Annotated in this window: 16 protein-coding genes; 10 read left to right on the top strand and 6 right to left on the bottom strand. The window is 59.1% G+C overall.

Going from position 1 to position 22,667, the window contains the following annotated elements; genetic code table 11:
* Positions 1-207 precede the first annotated feature (207 nt).
* Together ACP7BO_RS15075 and msrA are read left to right on the top strand one after the other, a co-directional pair.
* Entirely contained in the window at positions 208-2,907 is a 2,700-nt protein-coding gene (locus ACP7BO_RS15075; protein ID WP_426211189.1) for a putative bifunctional diguanylate cyclase/phosphodiesterase, read from the top strand.
* A gap of 67 nt (positions 2,908-2,974) precedes the next feature.
* Positions 2,975-3,625, top strand: coding sequence for a peptide-methionine (S)-S-oxide reductase MsrA (gene msrA, locus ACP7BO_RS15070; RefSeq protein WP_397455090.1), 651 nt, complete (start codon positions 2,975-2,977; stop codon positions 3,623-3,625).
* A 98-nt stretch (positions 3,626-3,723) separates the two neighbouring features.
* Here the strand turns inward: msrA and ACP7BO_RS15065 are convergent, their stop codons facing one another.
* Together ACP7BO_RS15065 and putP are read right to left on the bottom strand one after the other, a co-directional pair.
* Complete coding sequence (locus ACP7BO_RS15065) at positions 3,724-4,560, bottom strand: 23S rRNA (adenine(2030)-N(6))-methyltransferase RlmJ (RefSeq protein ID WP_060695879.1); 837 nt, start codon at positions 4,558-4,560, stop codon at positions 3,724-3,726.
* 184 nt (positions 4,561-4,744) lie between these two features.
* Positions 4,745-6,232 carry a sodium/proline symporter PutP gene (gene putP / locus ACP7BO_RS15060; RefSeq protein ID WP_397455092.1) on the bottom strand — a complete coding sequence of 496 codons (1,488 nt, stop codon included), beginning with the start codon at positions 6,230-6,232 and terminating at the stop codon, positions 4,745-4,747.
* Positions 6,233-6,740: 508 nt separating this feature from the next.
* On the opposite strand from putP, the gene putA reads away from it, so the two are divergent.
* Positions 6,741-10,694, top strand: a complete 3,954-nt coding sequence (putA, locus tag ACP7BO_RS15055; RefSeq protein WP_426211186.1) for a trifunctional transcriptional regulator/proline dehydrogenase/L-glutamate gamma-semialdehyde dehydrogenase — start codon at positions 6,741-6,743, stop codon at positions 10,692-10,694.
* Between the two features lie 88 nt (positions 10,695-10,782).
* Here the strand turns inward: putA and ACP7BO_RS15050 are convergent, their stop codons facing one another.
* Positions 10,783-11,364 (bottom strand): hypothetical protein, encoded by a 582-nt coding sequence (locus tag ACP7BO_RS15050; RefSeq protein ID WP_397455094.1) that lies wholly within the window; start codon positions 11,362-11,364, stop codon positions 10,783-10,785.
* 286 nt (positions 11,365-11,650) lie between these two features.
* On the opposite strand from ACP7BO_RS15050, the gene ACP7BO_RS15045 reads away from it, so the two are divergent.
* The 3 genes from ACP7BO_RS15045 to selO all read left to right on the top strand — a co-directional run bounded on the left by ACP7BO_RS15045 (position 11,651) and on the right by selO (position 18,351).
* Complete coding sequence (locus ACP7BO_RS15045) at positions 11,651-13,393, top strand: potassium/proton antiporter (RefSeq protein WP_060695887.1); 1,743 nt, start codon at positions 11,651-11,653, stop codon at positions 13,391-13,393.
* A 35-nt stretch (positions 13,394-13,428) separates the two neighbouring features.
* Entirely contained in the window at positions 13,429-16,770 is a 3,342-nt protein-coding gene (gene mscK, locus ACP7BO_RS15040) for a mechanosensitive channel MscK (protein ID WP_060695890.1), read from the top strand.
* Between the two features lie 117 nt (positions 16,771-16,887).
* On the top strand, positions 16,888-18,351 hold the full coding sequence (gene selO / locus ACP7BO_RS15035; protein WP_426211183.1) for a protein adenylyltransferase SelO: 1,464 nt from the start codon (positions 16,888-16,890) through the stop codon (positions 18,349-18,351).
* Positions 18,352-18,405: 54 nt separating this feature from the next.
* Here the strand turns inward: selO and ACP7BO_RS15030 are convergent, their stop codons facing one another.
* A complete protein-coding gene (locus tag ACP7BO_RS15030; protein ID WP_426211181.1) occupies positions 18,406-18,807 on the bottom strand; it encodes a helix-turn-helix domain-containing protein in 402 nt (133 codons plus the stop codon).
* A gap of 5 nt (positions 18,808-18,812) precedes the next feature.
* Positions 18,813-19,100, bottom strand: a complete 288-nt coding sequence (locus tag ACP7BO_RS15025; protein WP_426211179.1) for a type II toxin-antitoxin system HigB family toxin — start codon at positions 19,098-19,100, stop codon at positions 18,813-18,815.
* Between the two features lie 290 nt (positions 19,101-19,390).
* Between ACP7BO_RS15025 and trxC the strand changes: the two genes are divergently transcribed.
* A complete protein-coding gene (trxC, locus tag ACP7BO_RS15020) occupies positions 19,391-19,831 on the top strand; it encodes a thioredoxin TrxC (protein ID WP_060695893.1) in 441 nt (146 codons plus the stop codon).
* Here trxC and ACP7BO_RS15015 read toward each other — a convergent pair.
* Positions 19,828-20,601, bottom strand: coding sequence for a ParA family protein (locus ACP7BO_RS15015; protein WP_426211177.1), 774 nt, complete (start codon positions 20,599-20,601; stop codon positions 19,828-19,830). The genes trxC and ACP7BO_RS15015 overlap by 4 nt on opposite strands.
* 314 nt (positions 20,602-20,915) lie before the next feature.
* On the opposite strand from ACP7BO_RS15015, the gene ACP7BO_RS15010 reads away from it, so the two are divergent.
* From ACP7BO_RS15010 to ACP7BO_RS15000, 3 genes are read left to right on the top strand one after another with little or no spacing between them, the layout of a single operon-like run.
* Entirely contained in the window at positions 20,916-21,635 is a 720-nt protein-coding gene (locus ACP7BO_RS15010; RefSeq protein WP_426211175.1) for a beta-ketoacyl synthase chain length factor, read from the top strand.
* Positions 21,611-22,417, top strand: coding sequence for a lysophospholipid acyltransferase family protein (locus tag ACP7BO_RS15005; protein WP_426211414.1), 807 nt, complete (start codon positions 21,611-21,613; stop codon positions 22,415-22,417). The genes ACP7BO_RS15010 and ACP7BO_RS15005 overlap by 25 nt, the downstream gene beginning before the upstream one ends.
* Positions 22,398-22,658, top strand: coding sequence for a phosphopantetheine-binding protein (locus tag ACP7BO_RS15000; RefSeq protein ID WP_060695901.1), 261 nt, complete (start codon positions 22,398-22,400; stop codon positions 22,656-22,658). Before ACP7BO_RS15005 ends, ACP7BO_RS15000 begins: the two co-directional genes overlap by 20 nt.
* Positions 22,659-22,667: the final 9 nt, after the last annotated feature.

Genomic DNA, 22,667 nt, shown 5'->3' with positions numbered 1-22,667 from the left:
GTGGCACCGGTGACGACAGAGCCGGGCTGACAGTCATAAAAACGCAATAGCCGACGGACAACCTGCAGCTATCGGCAAGCCCGCCGATAGCGCCTAGAGTCAACATGCTCACTTGTCAGCACCGTAAGCATGATGCAACCTTGCCCAAGACCGCAGGACCAGGGCGCCAGCCCGTATGCAATCAGCATTTGTGAAGCGAGTGTCTTAATGAAAAGCCATCCTGATACTGCCCTGCGTATGGCAGTCGAGGTCGTGACCCAGCTACCCGTGCCTTCCCGGCTCGGCATGCTGCGTTTCGAACGGCTTAATGAAGCCAGCTGGGCACTGCTCTACCTGGACCCGCACTGCGAACGCCAGTTCGGCCTGCCAGCGGCAGAACTGTGCGCGTTCACCGGCTCACCCTATGCCAGCCTGATGGAACCCAAGGCCCGCTATCACCTGCACGATGCGATTGAGCTGCAACTGCGTACCAGCTCCCACTACGTGGTGCATTACACCCTGCATACGCCTCAGGGAGCGCTGAGCCTCATCGAGCTGGGCGAGGCTTACAAACAACATAACCGGCACTTGCTGCGTGGCTATCTGCTGGTGGTTGAAAGCGCGGTGAACAGTGAGCTGCCTGTGGTTGCGCCCGGGGCCGAACCCGAAACCCAGAACAGCCGCCTGCACCTTGCCCTGGAGCTCAACCAGCGGGCCCAGCAAGAACAACTCCAGCACCTGGAGCGGGTGCGGGCCCAACAGGATTTGATCCTGCTGCTGGCCCGCCACCGGTACAGCCAGCACAATTCGCTCCAGGAAGCCGCAGAACTGATTACCCGCAGTGCCTGCGAGATTTATCAGGTCGACGGCGCCAGCCTGTGGAACCTTGAAGGCAACCAGCTGCTGCCGATTTCGGCCTATCAACGCGAAAGCCAGGCCTTTGCCGAGCTGCAAGTCTTCGACGCCAGCGCATTTCCGGCCTACCTCGAAGCCCTGCACACCAGCCGTTCCATCGATGCCCAAAACGCTAACCGCGACCCGCGCACCCGCGAGCTGATGGCAAGCCCGGGGCGATGCAAGGCCAACGCCATGCTCGATGCCAGCATCCGCATCGACGGTCAGGTAGTCGGCGTGCTATGCCTGGAACAGACCGGTAAAACCCGCGCCTGGCAGGCGGATGAGATCGCCTTTGCCGGAGAGCTGGCAGACCAGTTCGCCCAGGTCATCAGCAACCACAACCGGCGCACCGCCACCAACGCCCTGCACCTGTTCCAGCGGGCCGTCGAACAAAGCGCCAACGCCTTTTTGCTGGTCAACTGCATGGGGGTGGTCGAGTACGTAAACCCCAGTTTCACCGCCATCACCCAGTACAGCTCCGACGAAGTACAGGGCCACAAGCTGTCTGAACTACCGGCCCTGGAGAACCTCAGCGAGCTGCTGTTTGATGCGCACTCAAGCCTGAGCAAAGGCAATAGCTGGCAAGGCGAATTCAAAAGCCGGCGCAAAAACCTGGAACCTTACTGGGGCCAGATGTCGATCTCCAAGGTGTATGGCGACAACCGTGAACTGACCCACTACATCGGCATTTACGAAGACATCAGCGAATCCAAACTGGCCCAGCAACGCATCGAGCGCCTGGCCTATACCGACAACCTGACCAATCTGGGCAACCGCCCGGCTTTCATCCGCAACCTCGATCAGCGCTTCGCCCGCAACAGCACCACCCAGGTCTGCCTGCTGCTGGTGGATATCGACAACTTCAAGCGCATCAATGACAGCCTCGGCCACCAGACCGGCGACAAATTGCTGATCAGTCTGGCCAGACGCCTGCGCAACAGCCTCAACCCCGGTGACAACCTGGCGCGCTTCGCCAGCAATGAATTCGCCGTGCTGCTCGACGACACGGGCCTGGAAACCGGACAGAAAGTCGCCAGCCAGCTGCTGATGACCCTCGACAAGCCGATGTTCGTCGACAATCAACTGATCAGCGTCACCGGTTCTGTCGGGGTCGCCTGCTCCCCGCTGCACGGGCGTGACCCGCAAACCCTGATGCGCAACGCCGGCCTGGCGCTGCACAAGGCCAAAGCCAACGGCAAGCATCAGGTGCAAGTGTTCACCGAAGCCCTGAATGCCGAAGCCAGCTACAAACTCTTCGTCGAAAACAATCTGCGTCGGGCCCTGACCCAAAATGAGCTCGACGTGTTCTACCAGCCCAAGCTTTGCCTGCGCAGCGGCCGCCTGCTGGGCATGGAAGCCCTGTTGCGCTGGAACCACCCTGAAAAAGGCATGATCCGCCCCGACCAGTTCATCAGCGTGGCCGAAGAAACCGGGTTGATCATTCCGATTGGTAAATGGGTCGCGCGCCAGGCCTGCCGTATGAGCAAGCAACTGTCCGGCGCAGGCCTGGGCAACCTGCAGGTGGCCATCAATTTGTCGCCCAAGCAGTTTTCCGACCCGGACCTGGTGGCCTCGATTGCCAGCATCCTCAAGGAGGAGCAACTGCCCGCCTCGTTGCTGGAACTTGAACTGACCGAAGGTCTGCTGCTCGAAGCAACCGATGACACGCGCCTGCAACTCGATCAGCTCAAAGAACTCGGCCTGACCCTGGCCATGGACGATTTCGGCACCGGTTATTCATCACTCAGCTACCTGAAAAAATTCCCGATCGACATTCTCAAAATCGATCGCAGCTTTATCAAGGACATCCCCGACAACCAGAACGACATGGAAATCACTTCTGCGGTAATCGCCATGGCCCACAACCTCAAACTCAAAGTGGTTGCCGAAGGCATCGAAACCGCTGCACAGTTGGGGTTCCTGCGCCGCCATCGTTGCGATGTGGGTCAGGGCTACCTGTTCGACCGCCCGATTCCCGGCAGCGAACTGATTGCAAAGCTCAAACGCTATCCGCGTGGCCCCCTGGCCTGACAACGATGCAACACTGGGGCAAACTGCAGATCTTAATTCCTACAATCTGACTGAGAGGACTTGAAACATGGTCTTGCGCTCGGAAATCCTGGTGAATAAAAACGTGCTACCTACTCAAGAACAGGCCCTGCCGGGCCGTGAAACGCCCATGGTGTTGCCGCAATACCATTTCTTCCACAAAGACACCCCGCTGCTGGGCCCCTTTATCGGCAATGTCGGTTTTGCCATTTTCGGCCTGGGTTGTTTCTGGGGCGCAGAACGCAAGTTCTGGCAACGTGAAGGCGTGGTCAGCACGGTCGTGGGCTACGCGGGCGGCTACACGCCGAACCCGACCTACGAGGAAGTCTGCTCCGGCCTGACAGGCCACACCGAGGTGGTTCTGGTGGTCTACGACCAGGACAAGGTCAGCTATGGCGAACTGTTGAAGATGTTCTGGGAACTGCACAACCCCACCCAGGGCATGCGCCAGGGCAACGACATCGGCACCCAGTACCGCTCGGTTATCTACTGCACCACGCCTGAACAGCTGGACGAGGCGCTGGCCAGCAAAGCCGCATTCCAGACCGAGCTGACCAAAGCCGGCCTGGGCACCATCACCACCGAAATCGAAGAAGCCCCGACGGTTTACTTCGCCGAGGCTTATCACCAGCAATACCTGGCGAAAAACCCGGAAGGCTACTGCGGTATCGGCGGCACCGGCGTGACCTGCCCGATTTGAGGTGACACAAACAACATCGCGAGCAAGCTCGCTCCTACAGGTATCAACTAAACCTGCAGGAGCGAGCGTGCTCGCGATGGTTTTTTGCCTGATGCAAATTACTCTGCGATCAACCATTCCATCTGAAAGCCGCCCTGGGTTTGCCCCAGGTTCCTGGCCAGCCACGGCATCAATTCGCGCAGCTCTTCTTCCAGACCCCAGGGTGGATTGGCAATCGCCAGGCCCGAGCCATTGAGGCTGTTCGGGGTATCCAGTGGATGGACGAACAACTCCACCTGCAGCAATTTAGGCGCACCTGAACCTGCCAGGTCCTGATAGAAGCGACGCAGCTGGCGCTTGTCCTTGATCGGGTACCAGATCGCTACAACGGTTTGACGCATACGGCTGATCGCATCTTTGAGCGATTCGGCACAGCGCTTCATCTCATCGAGCTTTTCAAACGGCGGGTCGATCAACATCAATCCGCGCTTCTCGGCTACCGGCAGCAGAGCCCGCGGCACATGCCAGCCCTCACCCAGGTGCACCGCCACCCGGCGATCGCCCTTCATGTTCTCTTTGAGCAACACGCCGTCTTCCGGGTGTTTCTCGTTCAACAGCACGCGATCATGGGAGCGGGTCAAACACCGCGCCAGCTCGGGCGAACCCGGGTAATAGCGCAACTCGCCATCCGGGTTCATTTTGTTGAGCACCTGCATGTAGTCGGCAGTCACCGCCGGCAAGTTCTTCTTGCCCCACAACCGCGCAATGCCTTCCAGGTACTCGCCCGTGCGATTGGCCTGATCACCCTTGAGGTCGTACAGGCCGATCCCGGCGTGGGTATCGAGGTAGGCGAAAGGCTGCTCTTTACGCGACATCAGGGCGATGAGGCGGGTCAAGACAATGTGTTTAAAGACGTCGGCGTGGTTGCCGGCGTGGAAGGCGTGACGATAGTTCATGGTTGCTCCTGCGCAGGGAGCGAAGTTTACCCTGTGCAGCGGATAACGTCAGGGGTTAAGCCCGCGGCTGCGCCAAACGGTGCTGCAGATCCGCGCCACCGCGGCCGCGCAAGCAAAAAAGGCCCGCCTCCAAAGGAGACGGGCCTTTTTCAATAGCGCCAGAGCGAACCCCGGCGCAAAGCATTTAGCTGTTCTGCAGGAAGTCTTTCTCGGCAGCGTCGAAGCGCTCGAGCATCTTCTTGCTAGGGCCCTGGCCCATGGCGCTGACTGCCACAATGGCAATGCTGGCGAAGATGAAGCCCGGGATGATTTCGTACAGCCCGAACAGCGAGAAGTGTTTCCACACAATCACGGTAACGGCACCCACCAGAATACCGGCCAGCGCGCCGTTGCGGGTCATGCCTTTCCACAGTACCGAGATCAGTACCACTGGACCGAAAGCAGCGCCGAAGCCTGCCCATGCGTAGCTCACCAGGCCCAGAACACGGTTCTCGGGGTTAGCGGCCAGCGCGATAGCAATCAGTGCAACGGCCAGCACCATCAGACGACCGACCCATACCAATTCTTTCTGGGACGCATTTTTACGCAGGAAAGATTTGTAGAAGTCTTCAGTCAGGGCGCTGGAGCACACCAGCAACTGGCAGCTCAGGGTACTCATCACGGCAGCCAGAATGGCCGACAGCAGTACACCGGCAATCCACGGGTTGAACAACAGCTTGGCCAGCTCGATGAACACACGCTCAGGGTTTTCATTTACCGGGCCTGCCACTTCCGGGTGCGCCGAGAAGTAAGCAATACCGAAGAAGCCCACGGCTACGGTACCGGCCAGACACAGGATCATCCAGGTCATGGAGATGCGACGCGCCTTGGCGATCGACTTGACCGAATCGGCAGCCATGAAACGCGCCAGAATGTGCGGCTGACCGAAGTAACCCAGACCCCAGCCCATCAGCGAGATGATGCCGATGAAAGAAGTGCCCTTGAGCATGTCGAAGTTGCTTGGGTCTTTGGCTTCAATCGCCAGGAAGGTGGTATCTACGCCGCCAGTGGCCAGCAGCACGATGATCGGCGTCAGGATCAGCGCGAAGATCATCAAAGTTGCCTGGACGGTATCGGTCCAGCTGACGGCCAGAAAGCCGCCCACAAACGTGTAAGCAATGGTCGCTGCAGCGCCTGCCCACAGTGCAGTCTCGTAAGACATGCCGAAGGTGCTTTCAAACAGACGGGCACCGGCCACGATGCCGGAAGCGCAATAGATAGTGAAGAACACCAGGATCACGATCGCCGAGATGATCCGCAGCAGCCCGCTTTTGTCTTCAAAACGGCTGGAGAAGTAATCCGGCAGGGTCAGTGCATCACCGTTGTGCTCGGTCTGTACCCGCAGGCGACCGGCAACAAACAGCCAGTTTAGGTAAGCACCGGTTACCAGACCGATAGCGATCCAGCTTTCCGACAGGCCGGACATGTAAATCGCACCCGGCAAACCCATCAACAACCAGCCGCTCATGTCGGAGGCGCCAGCGGACAGTGCAGTTACTACGCTGCCCAGGCTACGGCCACCGAGAATATAGTCAGAAAGGTTGTTGGTGGAGCGATAGGCCATAAAGCCGATCAACACCATTGCCGCGATATAGATCACGAACGTGATCAGGGTTGGGTTACTAACGATCATTGAATAAAGCCCTGGCATTGTTTTTATGTTTAGCGGCGGTCTGGCCGTACGCTCACAAACGTCCTGTCTGAGACGAATAACCTGGCCGCACATTTATGACTGACGTTTCCCCAGGAAATCCATCAGCCGATGAACCTATCCGCAAGCGAGGTTGCACCTTAACCGCGAATGCTATGCAACAAAGCAAATAAGGTGCAACCAGTTTCTTGCGCGACAGTTGCACCTTGTCGCATTTTCAACTCAATCGAGCTTTTTTGCTCCTTTTCGGAGCAAGAACTCAGCGTAACGGCTAAAACACCACCCACCCTGCAGGAGCGAGCTTGCTCGCGAGATCTTGAGCTCCTGTGAGAAAAATCTCGCGAGCAAGCTCGCGCCTACATTCGGGTTAGACACACCGCCGATTTTTCCGACAAAAAACGGGTTGCACTAGGTTGCACCTCTTTCAGCGCAGCGCTAATCTTGCCGCCAGCTGATGCCACGCAAATGTGGCACCCATGAGGATAAAAATATGGCTACCACCACCCTTGGGGTCAAACTTGATGACCCTACCCGCGAGCGCCTCAAAGCCGCCGCGACCTCGATTGATCGCACGCCACACTGGCTGATCAAGCAGGCAATCTTCAATTACCTGGAAAAACTCGAGGGTGGTGCAACCCTGAATGAGTTGAGCGGTATCCCTGGCATTACCAGCGATGACGCCGACGACGTACAAACGGACCACGCGCATCAGTGCTTCCTGGAGTTCGCAGAAAGCATCCTGCCGCAATCCGTGTTGCGCGCAGCCATTACCTCAGCCTACCGCCGCCCGGAACCGGAAGTGGTGCCCATGCTGCTGGAGCAGGCCCGTCTGCCCGCGCCAATGGCTGAAGCCACACAAACCCTGGCCGCCTCGATTGCCGAAAAACTGCGCAATCAGAAGAGCGCCGGCGGCCGTGCAGGCATTGTCCAGGGCCTGCTGCAAGAATTCTCCCTGTCGTCCCAGGAAGGCGTGGCACTGATGTGCCTGGCCGAAGCGCTGTTGCGTATCCCGGACAAAGGCACCCGTGACGCCCTGATCCGCGACAAGATCAGCACCGGCAACTGGCATCCGCACCTGGGCAACAGCCCGTCGCTGTTCGTTAACGCGGCCACCTGGGGCCTGTTGCTGACCGGCAAGCTGGTGTCGACCCACAACGAAGCAGGCCTGACTTCCTCCCTGAGCCGGATTATCGGCAAAAGCGGCGAGCCGATGATCCGCAAGGGCGTCGACATGGCCATGCGCCTGATGGGCGAACAGTTTGTAACCGGCGAGACCATCGCCGAAGCCCTGGCCAACGCCACGCGCTTTGAAGCCAAAGGCTTCCGCTATTCCTACGACATGCTCGGCGAAGCGGCACTGACCGCCCATGACGCGCAGAAGTACCTCGCGTCCTACGAGCAAGCCATCCACTCGATCGGCAAAGCCTCCAACGGTCGCGGCATTTACGAAGGCCCGGGCATTTCGATCAAGCTGTCGGCCCTGCACCCGCGCTACAGCCGCGCCCAGTACGAACGCGTCATGGACGAGCTGTACCCGATCCTGCTGTCGCTGACCCTGCTGGCCAAACAATATGACATCGGCCTCAACATCGATGCCGAAGAAGCCGACCGCCTTGAACTGTCGCTCGACCTGCTCGAGCGCCTGTGCTTCGAGCCACAGCTGAGCGGCTGGAACGGTATCGGTTTTGTGATCCAGGCTTACCAGAAGCGTTGCCCGTACGTGATCGACTACGTAATCGACCTGGCACGCCGCAGCCGTCACCGCCTGATGATCCGCCTGGTTAAAGGCGCGTACTGGGACAGCGAAATCAAGCGCGCCCAGGTCGAAGGCCTGGAAGGCTATCCGGTCTACACCCGCAAGGTGTACACCGACGTTTCCTACATTGCTTGCGCGAAAAAACTGCTGGCCGTACCTGAAGCCATTTACCCGCAGTTCGCTACGCACAACGCCCACACCCTGTCGGCCATCTACCACCTCGCCGGTCAGAACTACTACCCGGGCCAGTACGAGTTCCAGTGCCTGCACGGCATGGGCGAACCACTGTACGAGCAAGTCGTAGGCAAAGTTTCCGAAGGCAAGCTGAATCGTCCGTGCCGCGTGTACGCACCGGTCGGCACCCACGAAACCCTGCTGGCGTACCTGGTACGTCGTCTGCTGGAAAACGGCGCGAACACTTCGTTCGTTAACCGTATCGCCGACCACACGATCTCGATCCACCAGTTGGTGGCCGACCCGGTGAGCCAGATCGAGCAGATGGCGACCGCGGAAGGCGGCTTCGGCCTGCCGCACCCGCGTATCCCGCTGCCGCGTGACCTGTACGGTAGCGAGCGCGCCAACTCCAGCGGCATCGACATGGCCAACGAACACCGTCTGGCATCGCTGTCCTGCGCCCTGCTGGCTTCGGCCCATAACGACTGGAAGGCCGCGCCGATGCTCGGCTGCCCGTCGAGCAACGAAGTGGCTGCAGCAGTCCTCAACCCGTCCGACCTGCGTGACGTTGTCGGTTACGTACAGGAAGCCACGGTTGAAGATGCCGACAACGCCATTCAGTGCGCCCTGAGCAACGCCCCGATCTGGCAGGCCACCCCGCCCGCCGAGCGCGCAGCGATTCTGGAACGCGCCGCCGACCTGATGGAAGCCGAAATCCAGCCACTGATGGGCCTGCTGGCCCGTGAAGCCGGCAAGACCTTCGCCAACGCCATTGCCGAAGTTCGTGAAGCGGTCGACTTCCTGCGTTACTACGCGGTACAGGCACGCAACGACCTGACCAACGACGCCCACCGCCCACTGGGCCCGGTGGTTTGCATCAGCCCGTGGAACTTCCCGCTGGCCATCTTCAGCGGCCAGGTGGCTGCAGCGCTGGCTGCCGGTAACCCGGTACTGGCCAAGCCTGCGGAACAGACCCCGCTGGTAGCGGCACAAGCAGTACGCATTCTGCTGGAAGCCGGTATTCCCGAGGGCGTGCTGCAACTGCTGCCGGGCCGTGGCGAAACCGTAGGTGCACGCCTGGTCGGCGACGATCGGGTCAAAGGGGTGATGTTTACCGGTTCCACCGAAGTCGCACGGTTGCTGCAACGCAACGTGGCCGGTCGTCTGGATGCCCAGGGTCGCCCAATCCCGCTGATCGCTGAAACCGGCGGCCAGAACGCCATGATCGTCGACTCCTCGGCGCTGACCGAGCAAGTGGTCATCGACGTCGTGTCCTCGGCCTTCGACAGTGCCGGGCAACGCTGCTCGGCCCTGCGCGTACTGTGCCTGCAGGAAGATTCGGCCGATCGCGTCATCGAAATGCTCAAAGGTGCCATGGCCGAATCGCGCATGGGCAACCCTGAACGTCTGAACGTGGACATTGGCCCGGTGATCGACGCCGAAGCCAAGGCCGGGATCGAGCGACACATCCAGGGCATGCGTGACAAAGGGCGCAATGTTTACCAGATGGCCATTGCCGACATCGAAGAGTGCAAACGCGGCACCTTCGTGATGCCGACCCTGATTGAACTGGAAAGCTTTGACGAGCTGGAACGCGAAATCTTCGGCCCGGTCCTGCACGTCGTTCGCTACAAGCGCAAAGACATCGACCAGCTGATCGCACAGATCAACGCTTCGGGTTACGGCCTGACGCTGGGCGTGCACACCCGTATCGACGAAACCATCGCCAAGGTGGTCAACAACGTCAATGCCGGTAACGTCTACGTCAACCGCAACATCGTAGGCGCAGTGGTCGGCGTGCAACCGTTTGGCGGCGAAGGCCTGTCAGGCACCGGCCCTAAAGCCGGTGGCCCGCTGTACCTGTACCGCCTGCTGTCGACCCGCCCGGCCAACGCGATCGAGCAATCATTCGCCAAAGTCGACGCCATCACCGCTCCGGACACCCAGGCCCGCGAAGTATTGAGCAAACCGCTCAACGCTCTGCAAGCCTGGGCCACCAGCAACCAGCAACCTGCGCTGGCAGAGCTGTGCGGCGAGTACGCAGCACATTCGCAAAGCGGTATCACCCGCCTGCTGAACGGCCCGACTGGCGAACGCAACAGCTACGCCATCCTCCCGCGCGAGCACGTGCTGTGTCTGGCCGAAGTTGAAAGCGACCTGCTGACCCAGCTGGCTGCGGTCCTGGCCGTAGGCAGCTCGGCAGTCCTGCCGGAAAGCGAACTGGCCAAAGCACTGGTTGCACGCCTGCCAAAAGAAGTGAAGGCGCGCATTACTCTGGTGCCAGACTGGACCAAGGACGACGTCATCTTCGACGCCGTTGTCCATCACGGCGACTGCGATCAACTGCGTGACGTCTGCCAGCAAGTGGCAAAACGTCCGGGCGCCATTATCGGCGTACAGGGCCTGTCCCAGGGCGAGACCAACATCGCTCTGGAACGCCTGGTGATCGAGCGCGCACTGAGCGTCAACACCGCGGCAGCTGGTGGTAACGCAAGTTTGATGACGATCGGCTGACAGCTGGCTGAAACATGAAAAACCGGACGCCCCCAAGGGTGTCCGGTTTTTTTATGCCGTCACAAATACAATCCGCACACCCTGTTGCTCAGGGCCGGCCAGCGAACTCGATATAGACCACAAGCGCCAAAGCCATCCCGCCCGCCAGTGTGCACAGCAGGTTCGTGCTGCTGAACGCGTGGTTGCTGCGGCCTTGCGGGTCATCACCCAAGACATTGATTGCGCGCTGGGCGCCGATGAACAGGAACACACCCGCTACTACCAGCACTGCATCGGCCACCAGCACAAATCCGGTGTCCGAGGGACGATCAAAAAACAGCGACAACAGGATGGCGATCATGACCAGCAACATGATCAGCAACGCCCTGGCTTCGGAATACCAACGGTATGAGCGCCCGCTGATATCCAGGCTCTTCTGAATTTTGTCGAACAGTTCAAGAATGAAAAAAGGCCAGAACACAGCACGCATGGCGGGCATGATGTCGGCCCTGCCGACGGCTCTGAACGACGTCCAGTTACGGTAGGACCAATAGAAGATGTAGCCGCCACCGGTCAGTAGATACAACAGTACAAATTTGCTGACAGACACAACATACAACTCGCCCGGGCTGTCAAAAAATGGCCGTTTCCCATCCGGCACACAGGCGTTATCGGCAGTGGTGGTTTTCATGACTCATCCATTCATCAAGAAGAAGATGTGTATAGATACAATTCACTCATGCAAAAAAATGCAGTCTTGCTCCCTTTCTTGCGTAAGAAAAAGCGCCATCACTGGATCCGAAGCTTCTATGAAGCCGCGCACGCCACAAACACCGCCCGAGCACGCTGGCTTCTGCTCGCGTCATGCCCTTAAAAACCTTTTTGACAGTCCGCCAAGAACGCAGGTTAGAATCGCTGGCACGCAGACTGCATGAGCCGTTTGCGCCCTGTCTTTGAAGTTTTCCGGAGTACTGCCTTTGAATGCGACGACCATCAACAGCCTGTTCTTGATCGGCGCGTTGCTGGTAGGTGCAAGCATTCTGGTGAGCTCACTGTCCTCGCGTCTGGGCATCCCGATTCTGGTCATCATCCTCGCGGTGGGCATGGCGGCAGGTGTCGATGGCGGCGGGATTATTTTCGACAATTACCCGACTGCGTACCTGGTGGGCAACCTCGCCCTGGCAGTGATCTTGCTCGACGGCGGCTTGCGCACCCGGGTCTCGAGCTTCCGGGTGGCCTTATGGCCCGCACTGTCGCTGGCCACGGTCGGGGTGATGATCACCACCGGCCTGACCGGGATGATGGCGGCCTGGCTGTTCAACCTGAACATGATTCAAGGCTTGTTGATCGGCGCCATCGTCGGCTCCACCGATGCCGCAGCGGTGTTCTCGTTACTGGGCGGTAAAGGCCTGAACGAACGGGTCTCGGCCAGTCTCGAGATCGAGTCCGGCAGCAACGACCCGATGGCGGTGTTCCTCACGGTCACCCTGATCGACATGCTTGCCAGCGGCGAAACCGGCCTGCATTTGAGCCTGCTGCTTAACTTGCTGCGCGAGTTCGCGATCGGTGGCGCGGTGGGCCTGGCGGGAGGCTGGCTGCTGCTGCAAATGGTCAACCGCATCCACCTGGCCAACGGCCTGTACCCGATTCTGGTGATCGCTGGCGGCCTGGTGGTGTTCGCCCTGACCAACGCCCTGCATGGCAGCGGCTTCCTCGCGGTTTACCTGTGCGGCCTGGTGATCGGCAACAGCCCGATCCGCAGCCGCCACGGCATTTTGCACATGCTCGACGGCATGGCCTGGCTGGCACAGATCGGCATGTTCCTGGTTCTGGGTTTGCTGGTCACCCCGCACGACTTGCTGCCGATCGCCGTGCCAGCACTGGCGCTGGCACTGTGGATGATCCTGTTCGCACGGCCACTGTCGGTGATAGTCGGCCTGCTGCCCTTCAAGGCCTTCCACTCACGCGAAAAAGCCTTTATCTCCTGGGTCGGCCTGCGCGGTGCAGTACCGATCATTCTGGCGGTGTTCCCGCTGATGGCCGGTCTGCCCAATGCTCAGCTGTACTTCAACCTGGCATTCTTTATCGTGCTGGTATCGCTGCTGGTACAAGGCACCAGCCTGCCCTGGGTTGCAAAACTGTTGAAAGTTACCGTGCCGCCTGACTTGGCACCGGTATCGCGCGCAGCACTTGAGGTCCACCCGACCAGTGAATGGGAGCTGTTCGTTTACCGGCTCGACGCACAAAACTGGTGCATCGGTGCGGCCCTGCGGGAACTGAAAATGCCTGAGGGCACCCGTATCGCGGCGTTGTTCCGCGACCAGAAATTGCTCCACCCGTCGGGCAGTACCACCCTCGAAATCGGCGATTTACTGTGCGTGATCGGTCACGAACACAATTTGCCGGCCCTGGGCAAACTGTTCAGCCTGCCGCCGACCCGTGGCCTGGACCTGCGCTTCTTCGGCGATTTTGTACTCGAAGGCGACGCCCGGCTGGGCGCGGTGTCGGCGCTGTACGGTCTCAAGCTCGACGGCATCGACCCCGACATGCCACTCAGCAGCTTCATTGCACAGAAAGTCGGTGGTGCACCGGTGGTCGGTGACCAAGTGGAGTGGAACAACACCATTTGGACAGTGGCGGTCATGGACGGGAACAAGATAGCCAAAGTGGGCGTCAGATTCCCCGAAGGAAGTGCCCCGGGTCCGGGGTTGTTCCTCTAAACTCTCACTTTTCGACCCTTGTCTGACCGGTATCTATGCCAACTCTGCGCACGTTTTTCGCAACAGTCCTGCTCGGCCTGAGCCTTAGTGTCGGCATGCTCCAGGCCGCCGAACCGCCCTCCGCTGAGGCGGTGCAGCAAAGCCTGGACAAAATAGCTGATCGCAAACTGCCAGAGGCCGATCAGAAAGCCTTGCAAACGGTGCTCCAGCAGACCCTCAGTCTGCTGGCCAACAAAGCCGATTACGAACAGCGTTTGAACGATGTCAAAGAGCTGCTGGCCAATGCACCCCGCCAAACCACAGAAAACCAGCGGGAACTGGCCCGGCTCAAGGCCACAAAACCCCTGCCGGTAGCCCAGCGCTACAGTGGCATGACCGTACCGCAGCTGGAACAGATGCTGGCCGACCGCACCACGCAACAGGGCGAACTGCAAAAATCCCTGGCCAGCGCCAATAGCCAGAGCATCGCCGCCCAGACCCGACCAGAGCGTGCTCAGGCAGAAATCAGCAACAGCCAGACGCGCATCCAGGAAATCAGCAACATCCTGAAAACCGGTCGCGACAATGGCAAATTGCTCAACGCCGACCAGCGCAACCAGCTCAACGCCGAAGCCGCTTCGCTCACCGCATTGATTGCCCTGCGCCGCCAGGAACTGGCGGGCAACAGCCAACTGCAAGACCTGAGCGGCAGCCAGCACGACCTGCTGCTGGAGAAAACCACGCGCCAGGATCAGGAAATCCAGGAGCTGCAAACCCTGATCAACCAGAAGCGCCTGGCCTACTCACAGCAGACCGTGACCGAACAATCGATCGAGGCGCAAAAGTCAGGCAGCAGCAGCCTGCTGGCAACCGAAAGCGCGATCAACCTCAAGCTCTCGGACTACCTGCTGCGCAGCACCGACCGTCTCAACGAGGTCACCCAGCAGAACCTCGAAACCAAGCAACTGCTGGATAACGTCACCCAGAGCGATCAGGCGCTGGATGAGCAAATCAGCGTGCTCAAAGGCAGCTTGTTGCTGTCCAAGATTCTCTATAAGCAGAAGCAGGCGCTGCCGCGCGTGCAGAAAATGGACAAGAATCTGGCGGATGAAATCGCCGATATCCGTCTGTATCAGTTTGAGATCAACCAGCAGCGCGAGCTGATCAGCAACCCGACGACCTATGTCGACAACCTGCTGTCGACACAACCCGCTGATCAAGTAACCCCTCAACTGCGCAAAACCCTGCTTGAACTGGTTAACACCCGCAGTGATTTGCTCGACCGTCTGAACCGCGAATTAAGCTCGCTGCTCAACGAATCGATCACCCTGCAACTTAACCAGAAACAGCTGGTCAGCACCGCCCAGAGCCTGCGCGCCACCCTTGATGAGCAAATGTTCTGGATTCCCAGCAATAAACCGCTGGACCTGGAGTGGCTGGAAGGTGCGCCACGCCAACTGGAGCGACAAGTCGTCACCCTGCCCTGGACGTCAAGCTTCAGCGAAGTCGCCGACGGTTTGTCCAAGCGCCCGCTGCTGTTCCTGCCGTTTGTGCTGTTGATGGTGGGCCTGCTGTGGAAGCGCAGCTACCTGTACCGCAAGCTGAATAAAATCCACCAGGACATCGGCCACTTCAAACGCGACAGCCAATGGCACACGCCACTGGCGATCCTGATCAACATCCTGCTGGCAATGCCGGTATCGCTGGCGTTGGCGCTGTGCGGTTACGCCCTGCAGATTGATGCCCGGGGTATGAACAGCAACACCGGAGCGGCCCTGATTCAAATGGCCGAGGCCTGGCTGGTGTTCTATACCGCGTACCGGATCCTGGCGCCTGGCGGCGTGGCCGAGCTGCATTTCCGCTGGGAAAAACCGCTGGTTGAATTCCTCCAGAACTGGATCCGCAAGCTCGGCTTTGTGGTGCTGGCCCTGGTCGCAGTGGTGGCCTTTGCCGAACAACAACCGGCTGCACTGGCCGAAGACGTACTGGGCATACTCGTGGTCCTGAGCTGTTATGCCGCCATGGCCTGGCTGCTGATGCGCCTGTTGCTCAACGACAAGACCGAGAAAAAAGCCTATCGCCTGCGCAAGTTCCTCGGCTTCCTGTTTGCCATCTTGCCCATCGCCTTGTTTGTGGCCGTGTGTTTTGGCTATTACTACACCGCCCTCAAACTCAGCGACCGCTTGATCAACACCCTGTACCTGCTGATGCTGTGGATGGTCATCGAAGCCGCCTTTGTTCGCGGTCTGGCCGTGGCGGCGCGACGCCTGGCCTATCAGCGCGCTCTGGCCAAACGCCAGGCCGCCAAGGAAGCCGGCGAAGGCAACGACATCATCATTGAAGAGCCGACACTGGACATCGAACAGGTCAACCAGCAGTCGCTGCGCCTGATTCGCCTGGCCCTGCTCGCGGGCTTTATCGGCGTGCTGTACTGGGTGTGGGCCGACTTGATCTCGGTATTTTCCTACCTCGACAACATCACCCTCTATGAGTACACCAGCGGCACCGGTGCCAACATGAGCATGGTGCCCATCAGTATTGGCGATGTGATCGGCGCACTGATCATCATCGGCATCAGCATTGCACTGGCGCGCAACCTGCCCGGCCTGCTTGAGGTACTGGTGCTGTCGCGGCTCGACCTGGGCCAGGGTAGCGCCTATGCCACCACCACTTTGCTGACCTACGTGATTATCGGCATCGGCTTTGTGTCCACCCTATCGACTCTCGGCGTGAGCTGGGACAAGTTGCAATGGCTGGTGGCCGCCCTCTCGGTGGGCCTGGGTTTCGGCATGCAGGAAATCTTCGCCAACTTTATCTCCGGCATCATGATCCTGTTCGAGCGTCCGGTGCGCATCGGCGACACCATCACCATCGGCAACCTGTCGGGTACCGTGAGCAAGATCCGCATCCGCGCGACCACCATCACCGACTTCGACCGCAAGGACATCATTGTCCCGAACAAAACCTTCATCACCGGGCAACTGATCAACTGGTCGCTGACCGACACCATCACCCGCGTCACCCTCAAGCTGGGTGTCGACTACGGGTCTGACCTGGACCTGGTGAAACAACTGTTGCTCAAGGCCGCCCAGGAAAACCCGCGAGTGCTCAAAGAGCCTGAGCCTCACGTGTACTTCCTCAATTTCGGCACCAGCACCCTGGACCACGAACTGCGCATGCATGTGCGGGATCTGGGTGACCGCAACCCGGTCATCGACGAAGTGAACCGCTTTATCAACCGCGAGTTCAAGAACCACCACATCAACATCTCGTTCCAGCAGATGGAGGTTTACCTCAAGAACCTCCAGGGCGAGGAATACAAACTGGTACCGGTAGAGCCGCAAGCGCAGTCCGAGACGCCAGCGCCGCAAAAGCCGCAACTGGGCAAGCTGGACTGATCACTGCTCCCTGTAGGAGCGAGCTTGCTCGCGAGCTTTTCCACATAGCCGCACAGAGCTCGCGAGCAAGCTCGCTCCTACAGACGATACGCCCCCCTTTTTCACTGGAGACGGTCATTGAAAGCCCTCGACGAACTGACCTTCGATAACCGTTTCGCCCGTTTGGGTGATGCCTTTTCGACCCACGTGCTGCCCGAACCCATCGACGCGCCGCGCCTGGTGGTTGCCAGCGATGCGGCGATGGCCCTGCTCGACCTTGACCCGGCTGTCGCCCGCGACCCGGTGTTCGCCCAACTGTTTGGCGGCCACACCCTGTGGGCTGACGCCGAACCCCGCGCCATGGTCTATTCCGGCCATCAGTTCGGCTCGTATAACCCGCGCCTGGGTGACGGTCGCGGGCTGCTGCTGGGTGAGGTGTACAACCAGGCCGGCGAGCACTGGGACCTGCACCTCAAAGGTGCCGGCATGACGCCCTGGTCGCGTATGGGTGATGGCCGCGCCGTGCTGCGTTCATCGATCCGCGAGTTCCTCGCCAGCGAAGCACTGCATGCACTGGGCATCCCCAGCAGCCGCGCCCTGTGCGTGATCGGCTCGGACACCCCGGTGTGGCGCGAGAAACAGGAGCGCGCAGCCATGGTCCTGCGTCTGGCGCAGAGCCATGTGCGCTTCGGGCATTTCGAGTACTTCTACTACACCAAGCAGCCCGAGCAACAAAAACAGCTGGGCGAGCATGTACTGGCGCTGCACTTCCCCGAGTGCCTGGAACAGCCGGAACCGTATCTGGCGATGTTCCGCGAGATCGTCGAGCGCAACGCCGAACTGATCGCCAAATGGCAGGCCTACGGTTTTTGCCACGGGGTAATGAACACCGACAACATGTCGATTCTGGGCATCACCTTCGACTTTGGTCCGTTCGCTTTCCTCGACGACTTCGACGCCAACTTCGTCTGCAACCATTCCGACCATGAAGGGCGCTACTCCTTCAGCAACCAGGTGCCCATTGGTCAGTGGAACCTCAGCGCACTGGCCCAGGCGCTGACACCGTTCATCAGCGTCGAAGCATTGCGCGAAACCCTGGGCCTGTTCCTGCCGTTGTACCAGGCCCATTACACCGATCTGATGCGCCGCCGCCTGGGCCTGACCACCGCTGAAGACGATGATCAAAAATTGATCGAAACCCTGCTGCAGCGCATGCAAGGCAGCAGTATCGACTACACCTTATTCTTCCGTCGCCTGGGCGATGAACCGGCCGCACAGGCCGTGGCCCGACTGCGTGACGAGTTTGTCGACCTCAAGGGATTTGACGAGTGGGCGGCACAGTATGTCGAGCGGGTCGCACGTGATTGCGTGAGCGATCAAAACGCCCGCCGCGAGCGCATGCACGGGGTCAACCCGCTGTACATCCTGCGAAACTATCTGGCGCAAAAGGCCATCGATGCGGCTGAGGCGGGGGACTACAGCGAAGTACGGCGCCTGCACCAGGTGCTGACCCAACCGTTCACCGAACAAGCGGGCATGCAGAGTTATGCCGAACGCCCGCCCGAGTGGGGCAAGCATCTGGAGATCAGTTGTTCGTCGTAACAGCCATGAATGCGCGGCAGCTCACCGGGGCTGCCGATTGCCTGCGTAATAGCCTCAGATAAACATGTCCACGGGCACTTTGAAGTACTCCGCCAACCAGCGAATTTGCCGTACGTTGAGCTGGCGCTTGCCACTGAGTATTTCGGACACTACCGACTGGGTTCCCACACCCGGCAGATCGCTTTGGGTCAGCCCGTGTTCCTGCATCACCGAACGAAGTACATCGACACCACTGGCCCGGGGTATCGGCCGATGCTCCAGGTCATAGGCTTCAATCCGGTCACCGAGGATGTCTACCAGACTCATCAACGGGTGACTTTCGTCATCGCCGATCATGTCGGTCAGCTCATCAAGGGCTTCGACCAAACCGTCATAGTCTGCTTCAGTTTTTGGTTTTTGCAGAAGTGGCGAAACATACTGCCAGTGCTCCGTCGCTTGTTTAATCAATGCACTCATCCGGGTTACTCCTTCCATTTGCCCTTGTCATAGTCGCGATGATCCAGCACATGGCGAATGTAGAGACGCTGGGTTTGATAGCGCACAAGGGCAATCAATCGCAATTTGTTACCGCCAATATTGAATACGTGCAACGGACCCACCTTGTCTGCGGCAGGGAAAAAAGACCTCAAAGCTGAAAAATCCTCTGGGCAGATAACTTTGATTTTGCGATACCACTCATCCAGAGCAGTGGATGAATGTGGCCATTTGGCTTTTGCTTCCCAAATCCGCTTTGCCGTAATCACTCGCATGCAATGTCCTTATCGCATCTTGCTATGAAGGTTAATTCCGACACTGAAGTATCGCAAATTGCGATTACAGGTGTCTGACCAGTGGTCAATTACTGGATGCGCCATTGCACACTAGATTGCCGATCGCATGTCGACACTCTCGTATTGTGAGTAGATACATCATGACCATTGGCGTGCTAACCCATCATCTGCTGAACTGCACCCTCTAAAGGCATGTACATGACTTGTGGGAGCTGGCTTGCCAGCGACTGGTTGGCATCTGCAACCAGCCCGATACCGGAGTATTTGAAATGACCGACCCGCTACTCATCCCCTGCCCTCACTGCAATGGCCTGAACCGCATTCCCGCGGCTCGTGTGGGCGAACAGCCAAAGTGCGGACGCTGCAAAAATGAGGTGCTGCTCGCCAGGCCTTTCGACTTGAAGCAAACCGACTACAGCAGTCAGATCAAGGGTGATCTACCGCTATTAGTGGACGTATGGGCGCAGTGGTGCGGACCGTGCAAAGCGTTCGCGCCCGTATTTGAACAGGCGGCCGGCCAGCTGGTCGGAAAATGCCGCCTGGCCAAACTCGACAGCGAGGCCAACCAGCAACTGGCCGCGCAACTGGGGATTCGCTCGATCCCCAGCTTGATCCTGTACAAGAACGGCCAGGAAATTGCCCGTCAAAGCGGCGCCTTCCCGTTGCAACAACTCAAGGCATGGCTGCAAAGCCACGGCATCAGCGCTTAGGCTTTCTGGTCCAGATAGTCGTGCAACTCAACAAACTGGCGGGTCAGTTTATGTCGCGGGTCAAAATAGACCAGCGGCTGACTGGCCTGGTGCGATTCGCGCATACGCACTGAACTGCCCAGATACACCGGCAGTACGGGCAAACCTTCAGCCATCAGTTCGTCGAGCATTTGCTGGGGCAGACTGGCACGGGCCTGGAACTGATTAACCACGATGCCTTCAACCTGCAGGTCTTGGTTGTGGTCCTCTTTAAGCTCTTCGATCTCCGCCAGCAGGCCATACAGGGCCTGCCGCGAAAAGCTGTCGCAGTCAAAAGGGATCAGTACCCGATCGCAGGCAATCAGCGCCGATACGGCATAAAAATTCAATGCAGGCGGGGTATCGACGTAAATCCGGTCATAGTCTTCGGCCAGTTCATCGAGCAGCTTTCGTAACTTGTTGATCTTGTGCTTGGCTTCAAGTTTTGGCTGTAGATCAGCCAGTTCGGCGGTGGCGGTAATAACGTGCAAGTTCTCGAAGGGCGTTTCGTAAATATCGACCCGATTCTTCTTGCTTCCCACCCCGGCCGACAAACTGTGTTTGAAGAAGTCGGCGATCCCCATAGGGATGTCTTCGCCCGTAAGCCCTGTGAGGTATTGAGTGGAGTTGGCCTGCGCATCCAGGTCCACCAACAATGTCCGGTAGCCTTCGCTGGCGCTGACTGCCGCCAGATTACAGGCGATGCTGGACTTGCCCACGCCACCTTTTTGATTGAACACCACGCGACGCATTTCAAACCTCCGTGTATCAATAAGTGCCCGAGTGTAGATGCCATTTGTGACGCTTCGCTACCTTGGTGCGAAATGTACTTGAGCTCCAGCGAACATATCGCTGTTTTGGAAGTCATAAAGGCTATCCATAGTTCAATAATGGCAAAAAGACAGCTTTTTCTTCCGCAGCGGGCAAAAAACTCTGTTCAAAATGCAAGCGATGTTTGCTACGAGCCAACCGCACCGGGATAATGCCGCCACTTTGTAATAGGTGCCGCATTGATCGCTGCCTACCTCCGTATCAAGGAAGCCCGCAAGGGCGGGATAGACCTGCAGTGATTAATTTCAATATTGCCGCATGGCGCGCCTGGGCTCCGGGCCTCGACAGCGTGGCCGATTGGCGGGCCTGGAGCCAGCAACCCCGCACGCTCGCCGTCAGCGACAGCGCCCCCGACGTATCGTTTTTGCCTGCCATGCAACGCCGTCGTCTCAGCCGCCTGGCACGCATGGCATTCAGCGTCGGCTGGCCACTGGCAGAAGGTATCGCAGACCTGCCGCTGGTGTTTGTCTCCCGCCACGGCGAAACCCCGCGCACCTTCGACATTCTCAGCGACCTTGGCGCAGCGCAACCCCTGTCACCCACTCAGTTCAGCCTCTCGGTGCACAACGCCGTGATTGGCCTGTGGTCGATCATGCGGGGCGAGACCAGCGAGATGACCGCCCTCGCAGCAGCGGGCGATGGCCTGGAACACGGCCTGATCGAAGCCTGTGCACTGCTCAACGAAGGCGCACCGGCGGTACTGCTGGTGATTACCGAAGAACAACCTCCCGAGGCTTATGCGCGCTGGATCGACGACGTGCCGTTCCCCTATGCCGTAGGCCTGCTGCTTGAGCCCGGCGAACAATGGCAGCTGTCGCTCGCCACTGGCGCGCCCTCTTCGACCGGTACCCGCTGGCCCCATGCCCTGGAACTGGTACGCCACCTGCTCGATGAGCACACCTCGTTCCAACACGCCTGGAAAAGCCGTGTCTGGAACTGGCAACGCACCCCGTGAGCAGGCGCAGCGATATCTATTACTGGCGCCTGATTGCCACAGCCGCAAGCTTCACGCTGTTCGGGCTCGGCGGCCTGAGCCTGCGTCTGGTGGTCTTCCCGCTTCTGAGTTGCCTGCCCGGCGATGCAGTGCGCCACCGTCAACGTGCGCGTTACACCGTCAGCCGGCTGTTCTGGCTGTTTATCCGCTTTATGACGCGTACCGGCGTGCTGAGCTATGAAGTGCATGGCGCAGAGCGCCTGGGCCGGCCCGGGCAAATGATCATTGCCAACCATCCGTCACTTATTGACGTGGTGTTTTTGATCGGCCTGATGCGCGACACCAACTGCGTGGTCAAACAAAGCCTGTGGCAAAACCCGTTCACCCGCAGCCCGGTACGGGCCACGCAATACATCAGCAATGACGGCAGTGTCGACATGCTCGACAACGCCGCCGGGGCGCTCAAAGAAGGCCAGACCCTGATTATTTTTCCGGAGGGGACGCGCACCCGGCCCGGCCATGCACCTGCCTTTCATCGCGGCGCCGCCGCCATTGCGCTGCGGGGTGCGAAGATCCTCACCCCGGTGGTGATCACGGTCAATCCAACCTCGCTGACCAAGGCTGAACCCTGGTATCGGATCCCCAAGCGACGCATGCACTTCAGTTTTCGTGTCGGGGCCGATATAGATCCACAAACCTTTGCCGTACTTGGCCCGCCGCCCAAAGCGTCGCGCCTGCTAAACGACTTCGTGCATGACTACTTTATTAAGGAGCTCGCCATAGATGAGCGATCTGAAACGTGACATCAAACAGCTGATCATTGACGCCCTGGGTCTGGAAGACATCAGCGTCGACGATATCGGCGATGAGCAGACCCTGTTTGGCGAAGGCCTGGGGCTCGATTCGGTTGACGCCCTGGAGCTGGGCCTGGCGATTCAAAAAACCTACGGCATCAAAATAGACGCCGACGCCAAAGACACCCGCGATCACTTTTCCAACGTGGCCAGCCTTGCGGCTTTTGTCACTGCCAAACAGGCTGCCTGAGACCGAACC

It is taken from the genome of Pseudomonas sp. TWR2-1-1 (assembly GCF_049897045.1).
GTDB lineage: Bacteria > Pseudomonadota > Gammaproteobacteria > Pseudomonadales > Pseudomonadaceae > Aquipseudomonas > Aquipseudomonas versuta.
The sequence above is the reverse complement of the archived record's forward strand: the minus strand, read 5'-3'. Positions and strand labels throughout refer to the sequence as shown.